The sequence below is a fragment of the Bacillus sp. BP-3 genome (genome assembly GCF_028401955.1).
Classification (GTDB): domain Bacteria; phylum Bacillota; class Bacilli; order Bacillales; family Bacillaceae_G; genus Bacillus_A.
Window position 1 is genome coordinate 1 of record NZ_JAQOTJ010000031.1, and the last position, 24,513, is coordinate 24,513.

28 protein-coding genes are annotated in these 24,513 nt (G+C 33.2%); 3 read left to right on the forward strand and 25 right to left on the reverse strand.

Annotated elements, in window-relative coordinates; genetic code table 11:
• Positions 1 to 429: 429 nt before the first annotated feature.
• From PLX19_RS24730 to PLX19_RS24830, 21 genes are all read right to left on the reverse strand, one after another.
• On the reverse strand, positions 430 to 567 hold the full coding sequence (locus tag PLX19_RS24730) for a Phr family secreted Rap phosphatase inhibitor (protein ID WP_272191551.1): 138 nt from the start codon (positions 565 to 567) through the stop codon (positions 430 to 432).
• Positions 564 to 1,667: a response regulator aspartate phosphatase gene (locus tag PLX19_RS24735; protein WP_272191552.1), complete on the reverse strand. Its 1,104-nt coding sequence runs from the start codon at positions 1,665 to 1,667 to the stop codon at positions 564 to 566. The genes PLX19_RS24730 and PLX19_RS24735 overlap by 4 nt, the downstream gene beginning before the upstream one ends.
• Positions 1,668 to 1,850: 183 nt before the next feature.
• Entirely contained in the window at positions 1,851 to 2,012 is a 162-nt protein-coding gene (locus PLX19_RS24740) for a hypothetical protein (protein ID WP_272191553.1), read from the reverse strand.
• Positions 2,013 to 2,032: 20 nt separating this feature from the next.
• Complete coding sequence (locus PLX19_RS24745; protein ID WP_272191554.1) at positions 2,033 to 2,320, reverse strand: hypothetical protein; 288 nt, start codon at positions 2,318 to 2,320, stop codon at positions 2,033 to 2,035.
• Between the two features lie 57 nt (positions 2,321 to 2,377).
• Positions 2,378 to 2,635, reverse strand: a complete 258-nt coding sequence (locus PLX19_RS24750) for a hypothetical protein (RefSeq protein WP_272191556.1) — start codon at positions 2,633 to 2,635, stop codon at positions 2,378 to 2,380.
• Positions 2,636 to 2,677: 42 nt separating this feature from the next.
• Positions 2,678 to 2,923: a YueH family protein gene (locus PLX19_RS24755; RefSeq protein WP_272191557.1), complete on the reverse strand. Its 246-nt coding sequence runs from the start codon at positions 2,921 to 2,923 to the stop codon at positions 2,678 to 2,680.
• A gap of 1 nt (position 2,924) precedes the next feature.
• Positions 2,925 to 3,581 (reverse strand): recombinase family protein, encoded by a 657-nt coding sequence (locus tag PLX19_RS24760; RefSeq protein WP_334313786.1) that lies wholly within the window; start codon positions 3,579 to 3,581, stop codon positions 2,925 to 2,927.
• A gap of 71 nt (positions 3,582 to 3,652) precedes the next feature.
• Complete coding sequence (locus PLX19_RS24765; protein WP_272191558.1) at positions 3,653 to 4,144, reverse strand: GIY-YIG nuclease family protein; 492 nt, start codon at positions 4,142 to 4,144, stop codon at positions 3,653 to 3,655.
• A 26-nt stretch (positions 4,145 to 4,170) separates the two neighbouring features.
• Complete coding sequence (locus PLX19_RS24770) at positions 4,171 to 4,977, reverse strand: YkgJ family cysteine cluster protein (RefSeq protein WP_272191560.1); 807 nt, start codon at positions 4,975 to 4,977, stop codon at positions 4,171 to 4,173.
• Positions 4,978 to 4,989: 12 nt separating this feature from the next.
• Complete coding sequence (locus PLX19_RS24775) at positions 4,990 to 5,196, reverse strand: hypothetical protein (RefSeq protein WP_272191561.1); 207 nt, start codon at positions 5,194 to 5,196, stop codon at positions 4,990 to 4,992.
• A gap of 124 nt (positions 5,197 to 5,320) precedes the next feature.
• The gene (locus PLX19_RS24780; RefSeq protein ID WP_272191562.1) at positions 5,321 to 5,842 is read right to left on the reverse strand and encodes a hypothetical protein; all 522 of its coding nucleotides are present in this window, start codon (positions 5,840 to 5,842) and stop codon (positions 5,321 to 5,323) included.
• Positions 5,839 to 6,987, reverse strand: coding sequence for a bifunctional lytic transglycosylase/C40 family peptidase (locus PLX19_RS24785; RefSeq protein WP_272191563.1), 1,149 nt, complete (start codon positions 6,985 to 6,987; stop codon positions 5,839 to 5,841). Before PLX19_RS24785 ends, PLX19_RS24780 begins: the two co-directional genes overlap by 4 nt.
• Positions 6,984 to 8,942 carry a CD3337/EF1877 family mobilome membrane protein gene (locus PLX19_RS24790; RefSeq protein ID WP_272191564.1) on the reverse strand — a complete coding sequence of 653 codons (1,959 nt, stop codon included), beginning with the start codon at positions 8,940 to 8,942 and terminating at the stop codon, positions 6,984 to 6,986. Before PLX19_RS24790 ends, PLX19_RS24785 begins: the two co-directional genes overlap by 4 nt.
• A gap of 2 nt (positions 8,943 to 8,944) precedes the next feature.
• The gene (locus PLX19_RS24795; RefSeq protein ID WP_272191565.1) at positions 8,945 to 9,415 is read right to left on the reverse strand and encodes a hypothetical protein; all 471 of its coding nucleotides are present in this window, start codon (positions 9,413 to 9,415) and stop codon (positions 8,945 to 8,947) included.
• Positions 9,415 to 11,865 (reverse strand): ATP-binding protein, encoded by a 2,451-nt coding sequence (locus tag PLX19_RS24800; RefSeq protein WP_272191566.1) that lies wholly within the window; start codon positions 11,863 to 11,865, stop codon positions 9,415 to 9,417. The genes PLX19_RS24795 and PLX19_RS24800 overlap by 1 nt, the downstream gene beginning before the upstream one ends.
• Complete coding sequence (locus PLX19_RS24805) at positions 11,865 to 12,251, reverse strand: TcpE family conjugal transfer membrane protein (RefSeq protein ID WP_272191567.1); 387 nt, start codon at positions 12,249 to 12,251, stop codon at positions 11,865 to 11,867. The genes PLX19_RS24800 and PLX19_RS24805 overlap by 1 nt, the downstream gene beginning before the upstream one ends.
• On the reverse strand, positions 12,251 to 12,484 hold the full coding sequence (locus PLX19_RS24810) for a hypothetical protein (RefSeq protein ID WP_272191568.1): 234 nt from the start codon (positions 12,482 to 12,484) through the stop codon (positions 12,251 to 12,253). Before PLX19_RS24810 ends, PLX19_RS24805 begins: the two co-directional genes overlap by 1 nt.
• 15 nt (positions 12,485 to 12,499) lie before the next feature.
• Entirely contained in the window at positions 12,500 to 13,471 is a 972-nt protein-coding gene (locus PLX19_RS24815; RefSeq protein ID WP_272191569.1) for a conjugal transfer protein, read from the reverse strand.
• On the reverse strand, positions 13,468 to 15,384 hold the full coding sequence (locus PLX19_RS24820; protein WP_272191570.1) for a type IV secretory system conjugative DNA transfer family protein: 1,917 nt from the start codon (positions 15,382 to 15,384) through the stop codon (positions 13,468 to 13,470). Before PLX19_RS24820 ends, PLX19_RS24815 begins: the two co-directional genes overlap by 4 nt.
• A 1-nt stretch (position 15,385) precedes the next feature.
• Positions 15,386 to 16,087, reverse strand: a complete 702-nt coding sequence (locus PLX19_RS24825; protein WP_272191571.1) for a MarR family transcriptional regulator — start codon at positions 16,085 to 16,087, stop codon at positions 15,386 to 15,388.
• A gap of 27 nt (positions 16,088 to 16,114) precedes the next feature.
• Positions 16,115 to 16,807 (reverse strand): SprT-like domain-containing protein, encoded by a 693-nt coding sequence (locus PLX19_RS24830; RefSeq protein WP_272191573.1) that lies wholly within the window; start codon positions 16,805 to 16,807, stop codon positions 16,115 to 16,117.
• Between the two features lie 2,288 nt (positions 16,808 to 19,095).
• Here PLX19_RS24830 and PLX19_RS24835 point away from each other — a divergent pair.
• From PLX19_RS24835 to PLX19_RS24845, 3 genes are all read left to right on the forward strand, one after another.
• A complete protein-coding gene (locus PLX19_RS24835; RefSeq protein ID WP_272191575.1) occupies positions 19,096 to 19,404 on the forward strand; it encodes a MarR family transcriptional regulator in 309 nt (102 codons plus the stop codon).
• 18 nt (positions 19,405 to 19,422) lie between these two features.
• Positions 19,423 to 20,922: a cell division protein FtsZ gene (locus PLX19_RS24840; RefSeq protein WP_272191577.1), complete on the forward strand. Its 1,500-nt coding sequence runs from the start codon at positions 19,423 to 19,425 to the stop codon at positions 20,920 to 20,922.
• A 570-nt stretch (positions 20,923 to 21,492) separates the two neighbouring features.
• Positions 21,493 to 21,717, forward strand: a complete 225-nt coding sequence (locus tag PLX19_RS24845) for a helix-turn-helix domain-containing protein (RefSeq protein ID WP_272191579.1) — start codon at positions 21,493 to 21,495, stop codon at positions 21,715 to 21,717.
• 94 nt (positions 21,718 to 21,811) lie between these two features.
• On the opposite strand, the gene PLX19_RS24850 is transcribed toward PLX19_RS24845, so the two are convergent.
• From PLX19_RS24850 to PLX19_RS24865, 4 genes are all read right to left on the reverse strand, one after another.
• Complete coding sequence (locus PLX19_RS24850; protein WP_272191581.1) at positions 21,812 to 22,375, reverse strand: replication-relaxation family protein; 564 nt, start codon at positions 22,373 to 22,375, stop codon at positions 21,812 to 21,814.
• Positions 22,368 to 23,558, reverse strand: a complete 1,191-nt coding sequence (locus PLX19_RS24855) for an FtsK/SpoIIIE domain-containing protein (protein ID WP_442869097.1) — start codon at positions 23,556 to 23,558, stop codon at positions 22,368 to 22,370. Before PLX19_RS24855 ends, PLX19_RS24850 begins: the two co-directional genes overlap by 8 nt.
• Before the next feature lie 101 nt (positions 23,559 to 23,659).
• Positions 23,660 to 23,845: a hypothetical protein gene (locus tag PLX19_RS24860; protein WP_272191583.1), complete on the reverse strand. Its 186-nt coding sequence runs from the start codon at positions 23,843 to 23,845 to the stop codon at positions 23,660 to 23,662.
• 3 nt (positions 23,846 to 23,848) lie between these two features.
• Positions 23,849 to 24,028, reverse strand: coding sequence for a hypothetical protein (locus tag PLX19_RS24865; protein ID WP_272191585.1), 180 nt, complete (start codon positions 24,026 to 24,028; stop codon positions 23,849 to 23,851).
• Between the last annotated feature and the right edge of the window lie 485 nt (positions 24,029 to 24,513).

The window sequence follows — 24,513 nt, forward strand, 5'->3', positions numbered from 1 at the left end:
TAAAAAACAGAAAACTACATATCGTACATGTCAACGGTAAATGTCTGACTGAAGCGTAGCGGAAGGAATTTAAGGAGTTGACATGGCACTACACCCAAACCCTCTTGGCATTGAACAAACAACCGTTTGTTCCTGCCTACCGGCGAGGGAGCCCTTCCAAGATTGGAAGGGTTGGGTAGGTTGATTATTTCATTGTGATCCAACGGACTTCCGTTGGCTGGGTTTGGGCGAGAAGCCCAAGGTTTTAATTGCCAATTTTAATAACAAACATTAACCAATACCAGGATTAAAATTCGTTCGGTATTTCTTAGCAAATTAAATGATGGCCACATTTTTTTATTCGTTTTATACAATAATTTTGAATATTAATATTCAAAAAAGAACAAAAAATAAAAAGGAACTCTTTTAAGAATTCCTTTTTACTCCCAATCATCCCCAAGGTTGCCCATGTGTATATTGACTAACATCACCAGAAACATTTTGTTGCACATTTAAATTTGAATTTACTCCGGCTAATAAAACCATTGTCATAATTAGACCAATTGAACTGGCTATAATTTTTTTCATTTTAAAGCCCCTCTCTTAAATTTCCCTTTTTCCTTATGAATAAAGTAAAAATATTCACTTGCCTTTGAATGGTTTCCTTCTTCATGAAAATGCATTGCTAATTTACTTGAATACTCAAATAAGTATTGAAATAATCCTTCTTTCTTAAAGAAAGAAAATCCTTCTAAAACAGCTTTTTCTAATTGTTCTGCTGTTACTTTTTCATTCATGGATTTTAAAATTGCAAAATGATGTTTATATTCTTCATTGTCTAGCTCATTACAAATTTCTAATCCTTTTTCAATTAACTCTGAAGCTATTTTATTTTCATCTATTTTATAATATTCTCTTGCTTCTAAAAAAATTGCTCTAAAGTGATCGGGAATTTCACGAGAAACTTCTGATAAATAACGAATTGCTAAATCTGAAAGGTCTTGTTCAGCATACATTACTCCTAAACTGTGACGTACCCTTAGCATTAATGCTTCTTCGTTTTCTTTTTGCAAAATACTCATTGCCGTTGTTAAGAATACCTCAGCTTGTTCATATTGTTCTAATTCTACACAGGCTAAACCTAAAACATTTTGACATGCTGCAACTTTTAATTCATACCCATGTTGCTCTGAAAATATTTTCCTTGCTTTAGTGGCATATTCAACTGCATCCAGTGGCTGTTGAATATAATAAGAAAAGCTTGCTAATTTAAAATAAAATTCGGCTTTTTCAATTACATCATGAACATGATCTATAAATTCATGGGCTTTTTCATAATGCTTTTCAGCTACTTTAAAATTACCTAATGTAGTCTCATGAGCCCCTTTAAAGAAATGATAATAATATGCCAAAGTCTTATCTTTTGGTGTATTATATAAATTTATTTCCTTAAGACATTTTGTATCAACATTGGAATTCTGCGGGTAAAAATCTGCACTTAACATGTTATAGCGAAACACTAAAAGTGAATAATGTAATAATATTTCTTCATCTTCAATTTGATGAATTTTCATATCAATTTCTTGCTTTATTTCTTGTGCCTTAACAATATTTTGGGAACGCATTTCTTGATACCATTTGTTCAAAAGGTTTTTGATATAGTCCTTAGTAATTATTTGTACATTCATAGAATCCCTTCTCCCCCAATTGTAAATTAAAACCATAATATCATAAAATATGTGGAATTTTCTAAATATTATAGGGGTAAAAATTTTCTCAATATAAAAACCTTGCTAACTAGCAAGGTTATAGCTAAAATATAGGGCATTTCCATATCCACACTTAATATGTTATTTACACACATGCCACTTCTAGGAAATATCATATTTCATTCTTCTTTCTTCCTCCCATTCTTTAAATTGAAGTTGCATATGAAGATCAGATGCTAATTCATGAGCTTGCTCTAGTTCTTGTTCCAATTTAGAAACCTTTTCTTCTAACTCCTTGATAAGTTTAGCTTTTTTAAAAATCATGGATACATACCTCCTAAAAATTAATTTACAATAATTAATTTTTTACCCTTTTTGCTATATCCCATTTCTAAAGTATTAACCCAATCATGTAGATCATGCCATGTATAACCTAAATCTAACAACTCCTTAGGTGTTTTTTCATAATTCATTCTCCAATCAAAAAGATTTTCTAGTGCTTTATCTAATCGACCAAACCTGTATAAAACAATATCTTTTTTAACCCCATTTTCTCTAACACTTCTAACTAAATACACATAAAAGTTCCCTTTACTTCTTTTGAATTTTAAATATCCTACCTTTCTTTCCATAATAATTCCCCCATCCGTTTTCCCCACAAACCTTAACTTAAGATTTGTGGGGAAAACTTATTGATTCGTGCCAATCACTTTCAGTCCAAGCTTATTTATCTTATATTGACGAGAGGGCTCAATTACATCAGTAATGTAATATTTTATAGTTGTCTCTACACTTGTTTCACTAGTCCACTCATACTGATCGATATAGATAATAAACACTTCACACACTCCGAAATCAGGATGAGATATTTTAAAATGCTTATTTATTTCAGGAAACTTCATATCGTATTCCAAAAGTAAATCTGATTCGTGAATCTCTTTAACCATTACTATCCTCCTTTTTAAAATTCTAAGTGGCCATACTCGGCATTAAATCCATTCATTAATTAAATCAACCAATTTTTCAGCTTCACCATATTGAAGCTTGTTGTTTCCCAAAAGAGAACGAACCATTTTGTTGCGTTCACTTTCAAATTCATTATAAGTTTCCATGTCAAATCGAAGAAGATATGACCACTCCATTTTGGGAATTGAAATTAAAAGTTGAGTTTGGTTTATCTCTTGAGTATAGGTACTAAATATTTTATCCCCTAAAGCAAAATCATATTTTCTCATTTCACACTCCCCCTCTTGTTCTTTCTTCCCCTATCCAATTATAAATTGTTGCAATTGAAACTCCTGTTTCTTCTTTAATTTCTTTCAAGGAATATTTTTTGCTTTCATACATAGTAAGTGCCTTCTTTTTAGTCTTTTCGCTAATACGAGGTCTCCCCCCTTTTTTTCCCCTAGCTCTCGCTGCTTGCAAACCATTTAATACTCGCTCTCGTATAATATCCCTTTCAAATTCTGCGAATACAGCAAACATTCGAAACATAGCTTTTCCCGCTGGGGTTGTCGTATCCACTTTGTCACAAATACTCACAAGTTCTATATTGTTTTGTTCTAGGTATTCAGCAATTTCGATTAACTTTTTAGTTGATCTAGCAAGACGATCAAATTTATATATAATGAACTGATCTCCATCCCGCAATGCATCTAAAGCTTTTTGTAACTCGATTCTTTCATCTCGAACACCTGATATCTTTTCTTTGTAAATCCTATTGCAACCAGCTTTTTCTAATGCATCCAATTGCATATCTAATGTTTGCTCATTAGTTGAAACCCTAGCATATCCTATTTTCAATTCCAAACCTCCATTAACATTATTTACCTTTATTTTATAATAAATACATGTTTTTTGGAAGTTGATTTTTGATATATTTTTTAGAAACAAAAACAAAAAAATAAAGGTGCTTTTTGCACCTTTTTAAAGTTTCTAATAAACATTAGTTTTTTTGAAACACTTCATTCTTTGATTTTCCCCTCTTTTTCCCATGAATCGAATACACTTATAACTTCATCTCTTGGTTTTTCAATTTCTCTTGTCTTTTGTTCTTGCTCTGAAATAATCTCTTTTACAAACGAGCGGAAACGACTTAAAAAATCTATGTGCATACTGTCATTCCCTGCGACATTGAACAGTGGAAATAACTCATTAATTAATTCATGCTCATATGCTTCTCTCTCATTTTCATCTTCTATAAGGTACACCTTTACCCGATGGAAATAATTATTTAGAAGCTCTGTACCCTCATTTTTACCTTGTAAGTGTTCAAGAATACGACCTCTCAAATTTGTAGACATCCCCACATACAAACTAACTCCACTGACCGCATAAAATACATATACACCGCTGACATTTAAATGAAACCCGTCTTTAATATCCTTGCATTCTAAAGTTACAGATGGGTATTTTGTAATTGGCTTTCCATAAAAACTATTTTGATTTTGTTTCATAAAGAATTCATCTCTCCTTTAGATAATTAACGAACATCTATAGGTTGTAATGAATCAACTTTTTTATAAAAATATGCTGGTACTAACGACTCACACATATCACGATTATGTCTTTCGTTTTTATCTTTATACAATTTAAACCAATAAAAAATTGGATATTGAATCAAAAAACTTCTCATTTCCCCCTGAACTAACTTATTCAGTTCCATCATTTTTGTATAAAATTCATCTTTAATCTCAGGTGTATAATTCGCATTCTCTACACTATCTACAATATAATCACATGTCGGAGAATTGTTCTTATATAGATTTGTAGAAATACTAAATGTGTTTCCATGTGTACGACAGATGAAAGGTCTATCCTCATAAACACTACAGCTTTTATCTTTCTTATTAAGCAAAGGACATGGAAACGAAAATCTTGCTGGCCTATTATTGTATAATCGTCTTTGAAAATTGAATTCTTCTGCAAAGTCACTCCCGGTTAAATCTTTTTCAAAGTAAGCGTATAATTCTGGGTCTTTCTTTTCTATAAATGCATTATATTCCAAGGCTATATCAAAAATTTCCCTAGTATAATCCATCCCATTACGTTTCAAATTTGCTAAAATCGCTTCAAATTCTAGCATAGTAATAGAAAAAAAGTCATAACAACATTCATAGCACCCTTTCTTACAGGGATGATTTAAAGGATATTGATGGTCTTTTTTAATTTCTTCAATTTCATGGTACATCTTATATAGAGATTCTATATAACTCTCTTCACCAATATAGCTGTGACATTTTTTTCGTTTTTTTCCACTACCACAAAAACAAACATCATTTCTCCCCATCTTTTACAACTCCTATTCCTCTAGTTTTATTGGTGTAAACAAAGAATTTACTGTTCCTAAAAACGTATCCATATCAACAATTGCTATTACTATGATAAAAATAAGTGGAATTAATATAAACAAATAATTCCACTTATTTTTCAATACAACAAACACCGATACCGTTAAAAGCGTGCTTATAATTACTAAACTTACAGCAAAACCAATGATATTAAGCACCTTTATCCCTCACTTCCAATTAAACGTTTTTAACCCCTTCATATAAGCGTGCTAATCTCTTTTGTACCAATTATATTGTTTCGTGTTTTAAAATCCATTACAAAGGAATCTGAGAGGTCGTTTTTTAACTCGCTACTGATTGAGAAGATAAAATTGTCACATCATCAACCTTCCAATTATTTTCAACTTTTACGAGGTCTGTTTTAATAACCATCTTACTTACAGAAGGAACTTCATTGAATGTTGTTGTTACTTCAAATGTGCTTATTGTTGTAATTTCATTTTTCGATTTCTGTTTATTAAAAATTTCAAGTTCACTTATACTTGAACGGATATCTGCACCTTTACTTGGCGGTTCCATACCACTTGGGAACGTGCTTTTATATCCTTGTTCAGTCGTATATTGTTTAATATTTTGATATCTTTGAAGTGTATTATCATAAGTAAAAAATGCTGTAATAAAATTCTTTGTCAGCTCATCCGCTTTATTTCCTTCTGTATGTTTTAAACTTGTAATTTCATCCTTCAATTGTTTATTTTTTAGTTGCTCCTTTCCAATAACATTGTTAAGTTGAAAGAAATAGAGGACAGCAATTACAATTACTACTGTCACTGTAATTGCTGTTATTAATGTTTTTCTTTTCATCGACTCACAACCCTTCTAAAACCTAATGCTTTATAAGATTTATTCCATTTTGAAACACTGGAATATTCTATTCCATTATCATTACTATTGATGAATTGATCGTTCCCAACATACATCCCTACGTGGGATGGAGCTGCTTTATAAGTTTCCCAAAAAACTAAATCCCCTGGTTGTTCCTGCCCTTCTGGTACAGATACAGTTTTGTGATATTGCGTTTCCGCTGTTCCATAAAGATTAATTCCCACCTGTGCGAAACTCCATTCCATTAGACCACTACAATCAAAACCTTGTGCTGGATTTCTACCACCCCATACATATGGTTGCCCTAAAAACTGTTTCATTAAATCGTGAACTTGATTTACATCAAATATTTGAGAACCTTGTGCGATATTTCCAAAATCAGATTTACCCGGTGTATACAGTTTTAAAATTTTTTCTACATACTTAAAATCACCATAACAAGCGCCCGCTTGTGTTCTGTAGTTGTTAGGGTCTCTACCAGTACAACTGTAAATACCCGTGCTATGTTCTCTTGAATATCGAATTGCTAATTCCTGTGTATATTTCCCTCCATTTTGCTGAATAAATCCAACAAAAGCCATTCCAAAGTTGTACGTTTGTAAGGCAACTTGAACATCATTTCCCGCTGCCCTTAATCTCTCAGCAAATACCTTTACTCCAATTTGAATCGAAAGATACGGATCAGATATTGTATTAGGTGGGAGTCCTTGCGATTCACTAGCTTGCATAATATCGGTAACACTCGGATTTGGTCCTGACTCAGTCTGCATTAAAGCAAGTAATAATTCTGTATATCCTTCTATTCCGTTTTTCCGTGCTTCTTCCCGCATTATTGGCTCATAACTCCTAATAACAGCCGAAACATTTGCTTTTCCCCCAGTAAAATCTCCATTCATGGGAATTGCACCATTTCCAGTCAATTGATCTGTATTAGGTTTTGCATCTTCACCAGTGCTACTAAGTAGCATGAAAAATATCAATCCTATAGATACTGTCATTAACAATATAGCACCCAAAATAACAAGAGCTATTGGATTACTTAGAAAGGCGGCTAGAACCTTCTTTTTAACCGCCCTCTTCACATATTGTTTTGCTTGCTCTTTTGCTAAATCTGTTGCACTCATTTAGCATCATTCGCCTTCTTTTTATTTTGAGGTTGTTGATGTTTCCGAGATAATTCAACCCCTTTAACTTGCGATTTCTTACGAGCTTGACTAACTCTTGTTTGTTGAGGAATTGGAATATAACCTTTTGTTTGCCCTTCTTTTTTCTTTTGGAATTCTTGTTGATGTTGTGGAATTGGTATCCAAGTTTGTTCCTTAGATTGTTTTGGTTGCTCTGGAGTATGGTGTGATGGAGTATCTTCCTTTTTTCTAAATTTCTTTGTCATATTGTAAAATACGCTACTAATACCCTTTTTACTGTTATCATAAGAAGCTGAATCTGCCTCTCCTGTTTGTTGCTGTGTTCCTGCTCGCTTATTACTTTCTTTTGGTTTTACAGTGGTAGTTGTTGAAGCTGTAGGTTTTGAATGTTTGTTTTCTGCACTTGCACCCTCAACATTATCCATCGGATTTTTAGCTTGTTGATTACGAGCGTCACTTCTGCGAACACGATCAACTACAAATCCAGTTCCTTGTTTAGCATAATCTTTCACTTGACCATATCCGCTTTTCGCAACTTGTGTTACTCGATCTGCTGCACCTTGGGCATAGTATTTAGCCGAACTTACAATAGTAAAGATTTCATTTCTATATTTAAAAATGGCGAACAAACACAGGCAATCCATAAAGATTAAAAATGCATGGCCGCCAAATCCGTCTGAAGCTTTCATACCCTCATATAATAAAGTCGTTAAACCTAAAGAAATTGTTACAAGAAACACTATCCCTGCTTTAGCTACTATTAAACCAATTAATTTTTTAATTGTGACATTTGCGGTATCTTGGAAATTCGGTATTAAGGAAATTAAAAATAATGCTGGCGATACTAAAAGTACTACAATGAATACAATTTGTAATACTAATTTCGTTGCTGCTAATAACATAAATGGAATCCCTAAAAATAACGTTGCAATTAAATAAAGTAAAGTATATCCTAATCTTTCTGCAAGCATTAGTATATTCATGCTAGTGTTATTCTTCTTTTCTACTTCCTCTTGAACAATTTTACTTCTTGCTTTTTTACTATCAGAGTCCCAAGTTTTGATTTCTAACAATTTATTAATTCGTTCTTTATCCTCTTTAAGAATTTCATCTTCTTTACTTGTTCCATACATCATGTGAAGGTATGGCTTTTTTACCATTAAATTAAACAACTGATTTTCTAACAAAGCGGACGATTCTTTAGCCGTGTAAGGTTTTCCATTTGTTTTATCTGCTTCACTACTAAAGTTAACTGTCCATCCCGCAACAGTACTTTCTATTTCACTTGATATTGCATTGATACTTTTAAGATGTTTTGTAGCATCTCCGTAGAACCAGTAGCAACCTACAAGTATTACAACAGAACTTATAAGGGCTTGAATTGCTCCACTTGCATTATTTTTGCCATAATAAATGATTACAAGCGCCCCTGCCATAATCGCCACGATTATGGTTAAAAAGGAAGTAAAAACACCATTTTCACTGTCCACACCACTTATTTTCTCCAACGTTTTTCCGAGTGGTTCAGAAACCTTAGATAAGAAGTCATAACTCATCATTTCACTTACAGAGTAAATAAAGAACTCTGCTAGCATTTTATTTCCAAACCAAATTGTATCTGCCGTTCCTTTTATCATTTGTTGTCCCGACTGGCTGTATCCTAAAGTTACAAAGCTTGCCATATCTTTAGGAAAATATGTTTCTAATTGATAATGTCCTAATGGAAATTTTTCTTTTTCTTTTAAAATACGCCCTTCATATACCTCTTTTAACTTAACCCGCCCTGCTTTCTTTTCATCACTATTCTGTTCTTCAATTCTTTGATTAATTTGATGTTGTTGTAATGGATTATCTGCATAAGTTTTGTTTATTGGCAACAACGACATAAAACCTATAAAGCAAATTAATAATACAGCGCTAACCCTTTTAACCATTTCTACACTCCTAACTTATTAGGGTCGATTACAATAGGGTCAAATTTTTCTTGTATGTTTTCAAAATTAAAATCTGCGTTTATATCAATCTTGTAATCCCCTTTATTATTTTTACGAACAGCATATACTTCTGTAGAAGTTGAATTTATATGTGGGTTATGATAAGACATCCAAACATACACAACTTCATTCCTTGTATCCCTATACTCTTTCATACCTTTTATATTCTCAGTTTTAAATTCAATTGGATTAATCGTTTTGTCTTTATCTAACTCATAACTGCCTTTCTTATACAAATACCTTTGTTCTTCCATATAGTCATTTTGTAAATATGCTTTTAAGAATTTATAAGATACTGTAGAAGGTGTATCCTGTTTCACCTTATGCTCCTGTTTCTTCTCCACTGTTTTTTGACACGCTACTACACTAAATAGTAGTAGCGTGCTTGCTATGATGATAAATAATCTCCGCATTAAATTGCCACCTCTCTAGCTTTCGTTTCTTCTACAGTATTAAACGCTCTAATCCATTCGTCATATAGTACATCAACTGCAATTTTAGCCGTTCTTCCGTAAATATCACGGAATAAACATTCACCCTCTTCTAAATTTGAAAGTAATGCACGATTTTCTTCATTTACAGGTAAATCGAAGAATTTTAGAACATCTTCCTGTTCACGCTCATCTTCTGCTCTGAAAGCGAAACGAACGCCTACTTGTTCTTTTACATCCTGATCGTTGTAATCCTTAGCGGATTGAGTAACAATACCACAACCACAGTTCAGCGAACGTCCTGTACGAAGCATTTCTTTAATTAAAGCTGTTCCCTGTGTTGTGTTTTCTAATGCCCAAGCTTCTTCAAATAACGCTAATTTCAGTACACCTTCAATTTCATTTCTTAAAAATTTCGTTGTAAACTTCGCTAATGGAATCATTGTACAAACTGACAAATGATGACTACGATTATAGGTTCTCGCATCCATCTCAGCTTTTGGTAAATCTAAATTTTGAATCTGAATAACATTGAACTGTTTTTCTAATGATATACTTTCACTGTGTCCATCTGAAAAAAGCAACATTCCTAATGAAGATTTTGAATAACTCTCCAATTGTTTACCTACTTCTTGAGTTGGTTCGTTTTTATCGCTTTTTAACACCTCAACAACTTTTAATAATCCAGGTGCATCTGCTCTTACTACTTTTTGAACAGCTTCTGTTATCGCATTACTAATTTGCCTTTCTGTATCTTGAACCTTCGCAAGACTTTCTAATAAGTTAATGGCTGTATCTTCTGCTTCAACACCTTCCAAAAATCGAAGTGGGTCGAGCTTCCCACGGTCTTTTTCATCATGAGACAATGAAATAAAGTTGATTTTATCAATCATTTCATGAAACTCTGGGTATTCTTCTTTCGGAAAATACTTTAATGCTTCACGGAAATCTCTCTCATACTCATTTTTGGGATCGATACCTAAAATTTGTGCACCTAGGAACGTTGAAAATAAAAGTATATTCTTAGTTAAATAACTTTTACCCATTCCAGTCGGTCCCGTAACCATAAAATGTAGACTCCTTGTTTTCGCTCCTGCTATTCGCTGATTGCCCAATTGCGGATGGAAAAATACAGGTTTTAAGCTAGTTTTAACGCTACTTCCATCACTAATATTTTTTCCTATATAAAAACCAATAGTGTTCCCTACTTTTTGTGATAAACCAAACAAACTCTCAGCTAATGCTTCTGAACTAAATTGCTGTTCCCAATCTCTAATCAGTACCCTGCTACCAATCAAGCATTGATGAAATAAGTGAAGCTGATCGGCAATTGGCTGAATTACTTTAATATCCATGTCTTTACAAACTTGAGTTAAAGAACGAATTTTCGAATCTAAACCCTCTTTGGTTTTATCTGAAACAACAAATACAACATTTGTACGAATAAGATGTTTTTTTTCATTCTTAATTTTGTTTTCTAACTCAGCCAATATCACTCGTCCGTCATTTACTAAAGAATCTTCATCCTCATTAATTTCTGCAAGTTGATTATCTTGGTCTTTAAATTTCCTTTTTGCTCGAATTGCTTCAGTACGATCATCATCTAAGCTTTTATAATCTGCTCGAATATGCGTTTCTACTGAAAATGGCAATTGTTGTATAATAAATAACCAACGTGAATATGTCATATCAATTGGGACTTCCACTGCTGGAAGAAAAGCACACCAACTTTCTTCCTCCAGTTGCGTTAGTTTTACATAACCTGCTCTTCTAACATTAATAATACTTTCTAATGAACCCTTAGTAACAGGAGCGCTTTGTCCTCTTACAAATGCTTGCGCTTCTAAATAATCCATTTCTTCTTTAGTTGCCCTGCGACAACTAATTTTGCTTTTAAGAAGGGCATATACTTCTTCTTCAGCTTTTTCATAATGATATTCTTCTTCTTCTGTCATCTGCTTCTCTTGTAATGCCACTACTTTACTTAACGTTGAGTTAAAAATACTAAACGCCTTTTTAGTGTCTTTTAAAATCCCTGCTGCCCCTCGATTTAATTTCGGTAATTTTACACCGATAAAAAACAAATATTCTACAGCATCCTGCAATTCATATTCTAAAATTTCAGTTGCTCGATCAATATAAGAAAAACCAATGTCTTTAAAAGCCCCATCGAATTCCTTTTTAAATATTTCGTTTTTTTGTGCAATATCTAATCCTTTTGGTAACATGACATAATGCGTATCTAAATTGATTTGTTCTACGAAATCAGATAATCTTTCTACAAACTTATTTTCAGCGTTCACATCGTTAAGTTTTAAGACCTGTGTGTTAATACTAAAGTACGCCCATTTTTCATGATCTCTATTACAAAGAACGTTTTCTTGTCTTTCCAACACTGGATATTCAAGCTTTGGTATTAATTTCTTTATCATTATTTTTTCACCCCATCATATCGGAAGATTTTTTTACCCCTCGTTTCAATGGCTCTAAATCTTACATATTCCTTCTTCTGAAACAAAAATATGATACGTCTAATCACATAGTGATATATTTTTTTATCTTCAAATTTAATCTTAAGAACAATCCCTCCCAAATACCAAGGAGCTAAAAACCAAGCTGTTACCCATACTGCTAATGGTAATGTTCTAATCCAAAGTATTAAGTCGATATTTCTAAATAAGTAACAAGCAATAAACAAAATGATGTATGCTCCAATTTGGCGAATCTCTAAACCGCGGGGGAAATGAAAGTCTTGAACCTTATACACCTTAGGGGGATACTTAAAAAGTATCCCATAGGTATATGCCAGTTTTCTCATTAGCTTAAACCTCCGCTTTTTAATGCGCCCCATATTCCTTTTGCAAAATTCCCGAACTCATCAGGCATTGCAATTAACACATATGCAATAATCCCAAATACAACTGCTCCGACAAAACTTCCAATAGCCCCCCTATTCCAGTCACGAACTGCACGAACCGCAAGCATAATTGTGAAAACTGAAAGAATTGCTCCTAAAATTTGAGTTGCTAAATTACCTAAATTTGGAATCATATGAACTTCCTCCCCTTAATTAATTGTGTGGTTAAGCTTATTAACATATAATTTGTTATTTTTCTTTGTAACTTCTAATGTAAATGAATAACGCATATCTACATTCGTTTGTTTATCTCGATATACAACAATCGTTTTTATAATGTAATCACCTTTTTTGTCTCCATCATAAACCTTTGTTTTTTCAAGACTTTTAAAATCAACTGTCCCTCCTAAGGTTTCAGGGCTATTCATGAGATAACTCATTTCTTCAATTGTAGACTTACTATAAGAGGTAAAAAATTGTGTTAAAAACTGTTTCATTTCAGATGACTTAGCTTTAACATCACTTGTTTCTGTTTTACCATCAAATGAATTTTCCACCTTTGTCAGTTTTGCTTCTTTTGGTGCTGGTAAAAAATACGGTTGCTCAATAACATTAAAATTTGTTCCATCTGTTCCAACTGAGAAATTTAGTAATTGTGTGATATTTTGAGGTTCAGCATTTTCTTTTTCTACCTTATAACTAACTAATAAAGTGACTAATGCTTGTTTTTCGTTGAGGATTTTTAATGTATATGGTTTGATGTTTGTTACGGTTCGTTTAGCATTAATTTCACCTGTTCCCTCTAACTCTTGAATAGGAAGATTAGTTGCTAACAATTTGACTAATTTCTTTTCACGCTCTTTTCGAGCATTTTCATCTTTCTCTATATTTAGATACACCCAAGCGAATTGTTGAGCAAAACTGTTTGTAGCTTCTTGTGAAATTAAACTGTTTTCCATATTAACTTTTGATTTATCATTAATATCATGTTTCAGAATATTCAGTTTATTATTAACGAACGCTGTTCGCTGATAAGCCTGAAACATAAAATAGAATGTACTGATAAATATTAACCAAAATAATATGACTAAGATTTTTTGATATCCTTTTTTACTTTTCGGAAGCTTTCGCTCTTTTATAACAGCCCTTTTAAACTTTAACTTAGCTATTAAACTACTCAAAGTATTACCCCCTTCTTTTTGGGTTTTTCAGGATTGACAAAAGGATATTTAATATACACCTTTTTCACTTCTCCTCGCTTTGTTCTTCTAGCAATAAAAGCTTCCCCTTGGGCTAATTCTTTAATGCTATTTGGATGAGCTTTAAATCTTTCAACTTGACGACTAGTTCCCATTTCACTTTCAGATCGTTCTTTAGTTTGTATTGTAAGTTCAATATCCTCATAAGTACCAATTGTTTTTGCCAGGGCTTCTGCTTCGTCACCTTCATTCACTCGCATCGCAACATGAATATTACAGTTATTCACAATTTGTTTACGAAGCGCTGGACTTACTGCATCAATATCACAAAGTCCCTGAGTACCAATAACCGCTTCTAATCCTGCACCCCTTGCTTTATTTACTGTGTCTACGACGTTTTTATTTACATACGCTGAAAACTCATCAAATACAGCAAAAACAGGTTGAGGTTCTGTTTTATACAAGTAAGAACAAAGATTGTTAATATCCATAATCACAAGACGAGCAATCTTTTCAACATATTCACCATAGGCCAATCCATCTATAGAGAATAAAACCATAGCTTTTTCTTTTGCAATCTTTCTTAAATCAATACCATTTTCATTTTCTTTTAATAAGTGACCTAAATCTGAACGAATTAATTCACTAAGTTGTGTTTGTAGACCTTGTAAAACATCCTCAGGTATAGTTGCAAGCTCATCTTGAAATTCTTGAGCTACTAAATCAACTTCTTTTCTTCTAATCTCTTTATATTGAACCTCGTCTTTCAAAGGTTCTTCTTTCGTTAACTCAACTTTAGATTTTTCTTCGATTTGAGGAGCCATCCCAAACGCTGCTGCAACATTCGCATCTTCATTAGAGTTTACCTCTTCCACTTTAGAAATTTCCTTTTCTTTTTCCACTGGAACACGATCAATAACAATTTTGTGTTGCTGTTCCAATAAATTCATTAGTTTCTGCGGATCACAATACCTATGAACATGCTCTATATCTCGTGGTACGTTGTACTTGTCAAAAATTAAGATCAGTAATTGTAAAAACCGTGAACAATGGTTTGTATAATATTCGTTTGACCATTTAAACAATGCCATTAATTTATCTCGAACCATTGTTGCCGTACCATGTTTAATTGGATTATATGTTAAGCCATATAAATCAGAGAAAACATACGTCTTAACACCCTCCTGCTCTGCAAGGTTTGAGAATTTATCAATAAAATCCTTATCCCCTTTACCATCAATGGCGATAATAGGTTTTCCTCTTTTGACAGCTTCTAAAATTAATAACATGATTAAAATTGTTTTCCCACTTCCTGTAGTTCCAACTAATAACATGTGTTGGTTTGGTTCTTTTTCAGTAATTGTAAATGGTTCCCCAAATTCAGTAATCCCAAGAAACATTTCATTACCTTTATATTTTTTTTCAGCTTTTTTTATATAATAAGCTTTATTTTCTTGCATTTTTTGGTATTTGTTGCTACTGCGCTTCTCGTCTATCTCATCCTTCTTAGACACCATCTTTTTATTGAACTTCGTTTCATATAAACGGAAACCCGCTGCAAGTATAATCCCGAATAATGCTCCTGCAACTCCTGCCCAAATATCTAATTCAACATGAACAAATTTATTAATAAAAGGCGCATATTTTAAAGTCCCAAGCATGCTATACAAATGTCCAGTTTGAAACAAAATAAGCAATCCTATCAATGATAGGGGACTGGCGTAATAAAGCCATTTATCCCTTTCTAAAGCTTTAGCAATCGCTACAAAAATTAAAGCAAAAATACATGATATACTGAAAATTACAAATACTATTCCCCCAAGTAAATACAAGATTAATACTCCTGCTGTATCCATTTCTTCATTTTTACGTTGTTGTTCAGACTGAGAGTTCAAATTATTCACCTACCTCCGGAAAGTCTCTAACAAATAACAAGGATTTATTAACCATCACCCCCCGTTGTGACTCAAGTAGGTTTTTAATTGCTTGACGATCTGTAAAATACATAACAGCTTGAATCCTTCCTGCTGCAAGCTCCATATCATAGGTTTTCAACTTTTCTTTAATACGATCTTTATGTTTACGAGATAATTCCACTTCTATGGCTGCTTTATTTCCATCTCTTAACCAATAAGCATCTGGAACATCGTCTTTTTGGCCTTTAACTAATTTTCCATGTTTCAAATTCTCACTTTGAATCTTTTCAGCATTTTTATATCTTTCTCGTTTTATTTCACGAGTAGTAATCCATTCAGATGAAACACCTTGCACTTTGTCCTGTATTAACAATTCAACTTCTAGATCAACTATCATTAATTCATGTCTTATTTCAGATAAATTACCTATTTTCTGAATAGGATTTAAATCAATTTCAGCTATTTCAATTCCCTCTTCTGTTGCATAAAACAAACCTAAATTCCTTAAAATTAAATCATTTTTTAGAAAACCATAGTCTTTAAGTCGCCTCAAAATTCGGTAAGCAATTTGTCTACTTACTCCAAAGAATTTTTCAATTTGAGCAACTGTGACGTAACTATGTCGTGATATCCAAATCAAAACCTCCTTATCCCTTTGAGTAATTTTTTTGAAATTATACATTTCAAATCCTCCCTGCAAACAGCTCATTTATATATCCTCATTCATTGTATCACCTTCCCTTAAAGTTTTATCTTCTTGAATCATTCTTTCTTCACATTCACCACAAATAATAAAAATTTCTTCCTTAGTTGAACGGACAATCAGATTACATTTAGAACATATCCACTTAAAAGAACTAGGTCTTGACTCCTCAACTTCTTCTGATTCCTCATCATTCACACTCTCATTAGGAATAAACTCCCTCCTAGCAATGCCGAAGGCTTCTCGTTTAATTCCAAGCTTAGAAATCTTTTCTTTAGTCTCATCTGTTAACCTTGGAAAATGCCAACCATGTTTTTTATCAGGTTTATTTTCAGGAAAGAAAAATCCCCTTTTTTCACATTCAGACTTGAAACGTTTATTGTGATAAGTCCCATTTCTAGAAGTATCTTGAATGCCATTTACAGCATTATAAAGATGTACCATTTCATGCAACATTGTGTCCATAGTCTCCATAAAATCGTGATCTAGATACTCTGCTGAAATATTCAGCTCATATTTCTTAATAGTCCCATCTTTATCAGACCAAACTTCTTTACTAGAACACCATCCCATTGCCCTACGCTTACCACTGCTTTGAATTGTAATAGCTGGTTCAAGTAATTCACCTTCAAAAAATGCCTCATTTAACTTTCTAAAAGCAACATGTAACTCATCAATTGCAAATTGAATATTTGACATCTTAATCACCTTTTGAATACTAATACTCAACTATTTTTGAACATTAACTTTCAATTTTTATTGAATAATAATCTTCAATTTTCTAATTCTTGAATATTAATATTCAACTTCTACTTTGTTTTTTTGAACATTAACTTTCAAAAACCAACCCTTATCTTTCTAATTCAACCACCTATTCCTTTGTTTTTTTTAACCCCTACTAACTTCAAAACACTATCCTAATATCACTCACTTCTTCCACCATTTCCTATTTCTACTCTTACCTACTCTTACACCTGCCCTTATCCTTTGACCTTGACCTTATCTTTTTCTCTTGACCTTGACCTTGATCTTTTCTTTTTCCTTTGACCTTATCTCTTGACCTTATCCTTATCTTTTATCTTTACTAATATAACTACCCCTCCCACTCTAACTACTCTCTTATTACCACTATCTAGCCCCCGCCCCGCATGTAATGTATAATCTTATGTCCTCCACACCCCATGATGACGTAGTCAGCGTGGGGTGTGGAGGCGACGAGTCGAATAAGATTAGTAATGGAATGCGGGGCGGGGGCGGCGTTTTTACTGTAAACTATAAGTGTAAACACTATCAACGCCGTTTGATTTATATCTATAGTTTACACTTACAACCTTAAATTAACAACGGTTTTTCATCTAAATATTTCGACAATTCTCAACATTCCTATAATTTTATAATTAAGATAGCTTTTTAAGAATAAAAACCCATCTACCTTTATTCTCAAAATAATCCCCCCTCCAAAACAACTACTCACCATATAATTTATATAAACCAATTTTCTCCTCTTCCTATAATAATAAAGAATTTACACTCCCCCCTTATGTAAATTCTTTATCAATGTTTTATTCTTTTATTATCATGAAATATCTTTTTACTTGCCTTTATATCGAAATCTTTCAGCCTGCTTTTTATTATTTTATCTATACTAAGCTCAACGCCAATGTAATTTTTTTAACTAAATATAGCAAAAAGTCTTGCTTTTTGGTTTTAAAGGTTTTTATACTGGCGTGGGTGTCAGGAACGTTGAATGATGTTTTGGACAGAGAATCCCCTTGCGAAAAAATAATGAGGTTTCTCCATCCAATCTTAATACTGGCTTAGTAATGCCGAGGTATCGAATTGAGATTGGCTGCATTGACGGCATTTGGTTCCAACTTATTACGTTGTACCTCATGCATATAGCTTATAGGCTTCAATTTTCGCCATACGGTGCGTGTCCATGCCCTACACCGTTCCCTTTCGGGTGATTCGCTATATAACCCTTTATCCTTATAACAAGTTACATTATAAGAATAAACATGAATCAGTGTCATAACTGCCCCTTACTAGTAAATGGTTAACTACAGTAGTACAGTTATGTCTTGTTTGACCCCCCAGACACTTTTTGCCACTAACGTCTTGGTTATCATCGTTATTAGGATTAAAGATCCCTTAGGCTTTTTTTATGCAAGGCTTGCGTCCTTTACCTCGCTTACGTCAGACAGTTGAATGCAACGACAACTGTTATCCGAGTGTACTTTCTGCATCGGCTACACTAAACCCCGTATCTTGTCAGGCACACTTCACAGCATTCCTTTGTGGTTACGGTATCCACGTTTGTTAGATCGCTAGAACAACAAAAAAAGACCGTTACAAGTTATTAGCCTGTAACGGTCTTCTCGAAAACGCGAATGTAATATTAAATACTCAAAAGATGTCAGTAAATGCATAACAAAATATCCACTTAAAGACTTGAAAGTATTCAATAAAATTGTTATCATATCTTCTATAAGAATTGATAACTTCTTTGTGTTGTTTGCAGCAACACAAAGTTGCATTTTCAAGTTAGCGGCATCTAACTTGATATATCTTTTGAGAAGCGTGTTTGCAGCACGCTTCTTTTTATTTTTCAGCAATCTATATGTAATTGTTTATTATTATATATGTGTTATATATGTGTAAACCTTTTAATTTACTTTTTACTATACACTTTCAATAAATATTCGTCTACACTAATTTCATATCTTCACAAATTCATATTCAATACAAAGACAAGAAGAAAATTCTTGTCTTTTTTACTTTACATATAGTTTTACTCATGGTTTTACATATAGTTTTATTTTAACTCATAATAATCTTAAATTCTAATAAACTATTTATATATCAACCTTTTTAAAGGTTTTACATATAATTTTATATAAGGGTTTACACGTGGTTTTATTTATGGTATAAATAAATTAAGATATAAAACAAACAATAATGACTTCTATAAGGAAAGGGGTGAAGTAATGAACGAAAATTTAAATTTTCAAAATCATTTACTTCATGTCGCTGAAAGATTTATTACAGAAGACTCGGTATATCAAGTTTTAATGGCTTTTGTAAATGAAAATGGTGAAACAATATCTCTTCATAAAGCTGCTATAACTGAAAAAGTAAACTTTAGTAAACCAATTGTAGCAAGTGTTACTAATGCTTTATACTGCACCGGTTATCTTGATGAAGTGGCATATGTGGGGAAATCAAAAATTTACGCTTTATCCGACCTTGGTTTTTCGCTTATTCAACAAATTATTAGTGTAACTGAGCAACAATAAAAATAAGGGGGAATTAATATGTTGATGAATAGCAATGAATTAGAATTCATGTACGGAAATAAGCATGATATTAATGAAATTAGTATTAAATGGGGAATTATTGGAGCTGGCCAAAAAGGAAACAAAGAAGCTGATTTATTTGCAGGATATACATTTTCAAATGGAAAACCTTGTTACCCAACACTAGCTGTAAACCTTTCTGAGTCTGATATGATGCACTTAAAAAACATCGAAAAAGAAGACCGTATACATTTTAAAGGTTTAAAAGGGGCTGCTCGTACTCCATCAGTTGTGACTGATATGTTTGATGAAGAAATTAATCCCGATGCACACACACATTTAAACGCACTTGCTGAAGCGTTAGGAAGAAAATTCACTGATGAAAATGGTGATATTAATGTAGATCAATTCTTAATCTGCTTAGGTGCTGGTGGTGGTGTTGGAACTGGTTGGGGTTCATTGGTTTTACAGTTAATCAGACAAGAGTTTTTCCCACGTCCTGTTAGTTTATTAATTTCATTGCCGTCTGGTGACCCTGATGAAATTAACAATGCAATTGTACTATTAAATGAAATTGACGAATTTTTTAAAGAACAAGATCGCTTGTTTTCACCATCAGATATTAAACCACTTACAAGTGTTATCTTAAACGATAATACCCAAATGCAAAAATTAATTGAATCCCAAAAAGGCACAAAAGATTTGAAAAATCGTTTTATGAACTGGAAAGAAGAAGCAAACAACAACATTGTGTCTACTTTACATGAAATCAATTTAATCCCGCAAAATTTCGGCAGTGATAATGTAACCTATGACCCTAGCGATCTAATAAAACTTTTCACTCTACCCGCTCGTTTTCTAACAATCGGAAAAGCAAGAATGAAAAAGTTAGAATTAACAGTATTAGAAAGTAGCATTCAAAAAAGTTTAAATGATGGTTTCTTTTCTTGTCAACATCAATACCAAACAGCAACAATGTACGGTGGATTCATTTTAAGACCAAGTGGAGAGGATTTCTTCAAAGATGTCTCTACGGAAACTAAGATTCGTAAAGTATTAAGTGAGTATAGAATGCTAGATGAAATTGCTGGGAAATTTGGTGATCCAATTTGGGATGCTGACTACGCTGTAATATACAGTATATTTGCTGGTATGGAAATGCCTGCACGTTTTATTTCTCTTGCTAAGGAAGGCAAGGAACTTGCTGAAAAACAAGAACAAATGAGAATAGAAGCACAAAGACGACAAGAGGAAGAAATGATTGATATTTCTTTTGCTACAGACCGTGTTAAAAAGAATACATTTAGTCCTTACGCTAAAAACAATGGATTTGGTGGTAATCGTTTTGGTAATGCAAGCGGTTCAGCGTTTAAAAGAGAAGTTTCTGCAACAATTCAAACAACAGAAAAAGAGGAAACTGGGCAAAAAAATCCATTTGGTGTAAAAAGAAAAATTGAAAATACAGATGCCTTAAAATCTCTAAAACAAGGAAATCCGTTCGGTAAAAAGAAACAATAATTAATTAACCCCCTTTTTAAAAAAAGGGGGTTAATTAATTTAAAACCTTGGGCTTCTCGCCCAAACCCAGCCAACGGAAGTCCGTTGGATCACAATGAAATAATCAACCTACCCAACCCTTCCAATCTTGGAAGGGCTCCCTCGCCGGTAGGCAGGAACAAACGGTTGTTTGTTCAATGCCAAGAGGGTTTGGGTGTAGTGCCATGTCAACTCCTTAAATTCCTTCCGCTACGCTTCAGTCAGACATTTACCGTTGACATGTACGATATGTAGTTTTCTGTTTTTTATGTAGTGGAAACCTGAACATAAAATAGGAAAAACCCTTTAACACCAACGGTTAGAGGGTTTTATTTTTATTGGAATACCCGTTACAACGAATTCCCATAGATTTCTAGCTTATTAGGAATTCGTAGCTATTACTATTCATGCTACTTTCCACAAAATTATTACACATTTTTTTATATTCTATTTAATTATATGCTGTACCTTTTACAAATATTCTTTATCTCGAAGTTTGAAAAATAGAAGTTTTGGACAAAGTGTTAGTAAAAAATTAGTGAGGTGTACAAAATGCCTTGGTTTAAAAAGCCACGCTCCAAACTAGGAAAATTTATAGATAAAAATGAGTTAAAACAAGTTGATATTGCAAAAACTAGCGGTCTTCGGGAATCTACAATTAGCCGTCTTGCTAATCTGAATAGTGTCTCTCCAAGTATGAAAACAGCTAATAAAGTTCTGAAAGCTTTACGTAAATTAACAGGTAAAAACGTAAACCATAACGATTTTTGGACTTAAAAAGGCTACTCTTAACCGTGTAGTCTTCTTATAAGTCTAGTCATCAAGAACCTAGATTTTTTATAAATAAATTGTAAGGACCAACTAAACAAACCTACAAGACATCTTTAATTAAATACGTTTGTAAATGTATATCATGCTTAATAGCATAGCTTTGTAATTTTTCCTCTCTATAATCAGATATCGTAAAAAATATTATAATAGGGGTTATATTTTGCTGTTCTTTATAAATTTTGGTAATCAAACCGTAATAATATATTTTCTCCTCATTTACTTTCATATTTTGCAAACGATCTATTTCTATAAAATAAGGAATCTTATTTTTAGCATAAAAAGCATCAGGTACAATTTGTTTTTCTTTTCCTTGATAACTAAATTTTAATGATTGTTCAACCTTCCAATTTGGAAAATCAAGCCACATCCACGCTTCGTTGCGCAATAGAACATGTTCTAGCTGATGCTTCTTTTTTCGTTCTTTAGCATCCAATCCTAATAGAGATAGACCTTTTTTGTTCAAATAATACACAAACTCTCGATTGTATGTTGAAATATGCACATACTTTCTTAAATCATTTAATATACGATTTGCATTGCGAACACTTCCCAAACTGTGTATAGCTTGTAATTGCCGTCTTGTTGCAAATTCAAGTTTACTCAAACTCGATAAAATCTCTATGTGTCTTGCTTTCTGTTTTAACTTTTGATGTCGTTGCTTCAGCACACCTTAACACCTCGTATTGTTTTAGTAAGTCCCACATGCTCTTATCACTTAAATATGGTACTTGCAATTCATAAATACGATCTATTTTAAATAAAGCTCGCCCTGGTATGGACGGAAGTTCTTCTAACCCGTTTTCATCAATAGCAACTTGGGAAGCAACTGCTGTTGGCAAACGAAAACCTATCTTTGCATCAGCATTCTGCTTAATTTGCCGTGGCAATGTGTCACTAGTTGGATATTGCGTACAAAAAACCAATCTAAAGCCTAGTGCGCCACCAACACGGGCTATTTCACTTAATAGGTTCTGACACATGTAAAGCATATCCTTTTGTTTTTTGGGCATCCCCTGCGATGGTGCTAAATTTGCTCCTTCGTCAACAAGAATAAAAAAACGATCTTTCATAGCTGTATCAACTATGTTTGTAAGATAAGATTGCTTCATGATCTCCACTTGTTTTAACATCATTTCATGTATATAAAAAAGCATCTCTAATGCTTCTGTTGGATTCTCTGCCACTCGTTTCACTTGTTCTAAGTTTCGATACCTTCCAAACTCTAATCCCGCCTTTAAATCAATAATAAAGAAATGTACATTTTGTGATTGCTGCAGAATTAAATTGGTCACAAGATTTTTTATTAAAACTGTTTTCCCATACCGTGTCATCCCCGCAATGGTCATATGAGGAATCTTATCAAAGTCATGATACATTCTTTCATCTAATGTTTTTCCAATCAATACACTCCACGAATGGGGTTTCAAATGGATTTCATTCCATTCCCAATTTCTCGGTATATCTTGTTCAAATGCTTGTATACGCAACCAAGGCGACTCATACGTAACTTTAACAGGTTTATTTATCCCCTCTGCAATAACTTCATCCAACTTTTTTATAAGTTGACTAGGTATTCCAATGGGCAACTTATACAAATATACCGTACTATTTTCACTAACTTCTTGTTTTATAAACCTTGGATATTCTGGACTATTATCTTTATGCTTCACACAAATATTTGCAATTTCAAAGAACCTAGAAATTTTTTTCTTATCGCTCATTTTAAATTTTTTACTAAATAATGCGCTTGCCAATAAAACCGATGGAATTGTGAGAAGTTCGAACAATTCTCCTGTACCTCCTTGGAGGTAGTTAAGGCAAATTAGAAGGTGATTAAAAGCCTGTAAACACCTAATATAGAAATACCTTTCAACTACCAAGTAAAATTCTAGGGTAGAAATACATCGAGCATATCAATTAGAACATACCACACTGAGCCAATAACCAAGCATTTTAGACTTGCAACGAGTAACCAACGTGGAACATGAAATCCCTTCTTTTCTAACAATTTAATAGCTATTCCAACAACTCCCGTTGCTCCATATACAATAGCAAGTTCACCAAAAACGCTCATATATCAAAGCTCCTTTCGTTTAATTTTCATGTCACCTACAGGATTTACATATAAATCATAGTCCGTAAACATTTCTCTCCATTTTAATAAATATTGATCTTCTCCAAGGTCTGCTGCTAGCTGTCTACTTAACCAATAGTAGCCCTGATACATCCCATTATTATAGACCTCATGACGTATCATATGGCTTTGAATGGCTTCTAAATCGTCAGTTGAATTAGTCTGCTTGTAGATATCTCTTAAATGACGTGATGAATACAAATAAGGCGTGTCGTACAAATAATTGTATTTACTCATATTATCACCTCAAAATTAGGCTTTTGACTTAACACGGTTATTAAGTCTCTAACATATTATGAAAATAGCGTGCCTTTTGAAATTTGTCCGCTAAATATTTTTTAAAATTATGATCACCACTTGTAAAAAACAGAAAACTACATATCGTACATGTCAACGGTAAATGTCTGACTGAAGCGTAGCGGAAGGAATTTAAGGAGTTGACATGGCACTACACCCAAACCCTCTTGGCATTGAACAAACAACCGTTTGTTCCTGCCTACCGGCGAGGGAGCCCTTCCAAGATTGGAAGGGTTGGGTAGGTTGATTATTTCATTGTGATCCAACGGACTTCCGTTGGCTGGGTTTGGGCGAGAAGCCCAAGGTTTTAA

Excerpts from the sequence above, each read along its gene's own strand:
- PLX19_RS24750 (WP_272191556.1), bottom strand. The coding sequence starts at position 2,635 with ATGGTTAAAGAGATTCACGAATCAGATTTACTTTTGGAATACGATATG.
- PLX19_RS24825 (WP_272191571.1), bottom strand. The coding sequence starts at position 16,087 with ATGTATAATTTCAAAAAAATTACTCAAAGGGATAAGGAGGTTTTGATT.
- PLX19_RS24755 (WP_272191557.1), bottom strand. The coding sequence starts at position 2,923 with ATGAGAAAATATGATTTTGCTTTAGGGGATAAAATATTTAGTACCTAT.
- PLX19_RS24810 (WP_272191568.1), bottom strand. The coding sequence starts at position 12,484 with ATGATTCCAAATTTAGGTAATTTAGCAACTCAAATTTTAGGAGCAATT.
- PLX19_RS24830 (WP_272191573.1), bottom strand. The coding sequence starts at position 16,807 with ATGTCAAATATTCAATTTGCAATTGATGAGTTACATGTTGCTTTTAGA.
- PLX19_RS24835 (WP_272191575.1), top strand. The coding sequence starts at position 19,096 with ATGAACGAAAATTTAAATTTTCAAAATCATTTACTTCATGTCGCTGAA.
- PLX19_RS24740 (WP_272191553.1), bottom strand. The coding sequence starts at position 2,012 with ATGATTTTTAAAAAAGCTAAACTTATCAAGGAGTTAGAAGAAAAGGTT.
- PLX19_RS24770 (WP_272191560.1), bottom strand. The coding sequence starts at position 4,977 with ATGGGGAGAAATGATGTTTGTTTTTGTGGTAGTGGAAAAAAACGAAAA.
- PLX19_RS24765 (WP_272191558.1), bottom strand. The coding sequence starts at position 4,144 with ATGAAACAAAATCAAAATAGTTTTTATGGAAAGCCAATTACAAAATAC.
- PLX19_RS24790 (WP_272191564.1), bottom strand. The coding sequence starts at position 8,942 with ATGGTTAAAAGGGTTAGCGCTGTATTATTAATTTGCTTTATAGGTTTT.
- PLX19_RS24785 (WP_272191563.1), bottom strand. The coding sequence starts at position 6,987 with ATGAGTGCAACAGATTTAGCAAAAGAGCAAGCAAAACAATATGTGAAG.
- PLX19_RS24800 (WP_272191566.1), bottom strand. The coding sequence starts at position 11,865 with ATGATAAAGAAATTAATACCAAAGCTTGAATATCCAGTGTTGGAAAGA.
- PLX19_RS24735 (WP_272191552.1), bottom strand. The coding sequence starts at position 1,667 with ATGAATGTACAAATAATTACTAAGGACTATATCAAAAACCTTTTGAAC.
- PLX19_RS24780 (WP_272191562.1), bottom strand. The coding sequence starts at position 5,842 with ATGAAAAGAAAAACATTAATAACAGCAATTACAGTGACAGTAGTAATT.
- PLX19_RS24805 (WP_272191567.1), bottom strand. The coding sequence starts at position 12,251 with ATGAGAAAACTGGCATATACCTATGGGATACTTTTTAAGTATCCCCCT.
- PLX19_RS24865 (WP_272191585.1), bottom strand. The coding sequence starts at position 24,028 with ATGATACGTCATGAGGTCTATAATAATGGGATGTATCAGGGCTACTAT.
- PLX19_RS24845 (WP_272191579.1), top strand. The coding sequence starts at position 21,493 with ATGCCTTGGTTTAAAAAGCCACGCTCCAAACTAGGAAAATTTATAGAT.
- PLX19_RS24745 (WP_272191554.1), bottom strand. The coding sequence starts at position 2,320 with ATGGAAAGAAAGGTAGGATATTTAAAATTCAAAAGAAGTAAAGGGAAC.
- PLX19_RS24840 (WP_272191577.1), top strand. The coding sequence starts at position 19,423 with ATGTTGATGAATAGCAATGAATTAGAATTCATGTACGGAAATAAGCAT.
- PLX19_RS24795 (WP_272191565.1), bottom strand. The coding sequence starts at position 9,415 with ATGCGGAGATTATTTATCATCATAGCAAGCACGCTACTACTATTTAGT.
- PLX19_RS24860 (WP_272191583.1), bottom strand. The coding sequence starts at position 23,845 with ATGAGCGTTTTTGGTGAACTTGCTATTGTATATGGAGCAACGGGAGTT.
- PLX19_RS24730 (WP_272191551.1), bottom strand. The coding sequence starts at position 567 with ATGAAAAAAATTATAGCCAGTTCAATTGGTCTAATTATGACAATGGTT.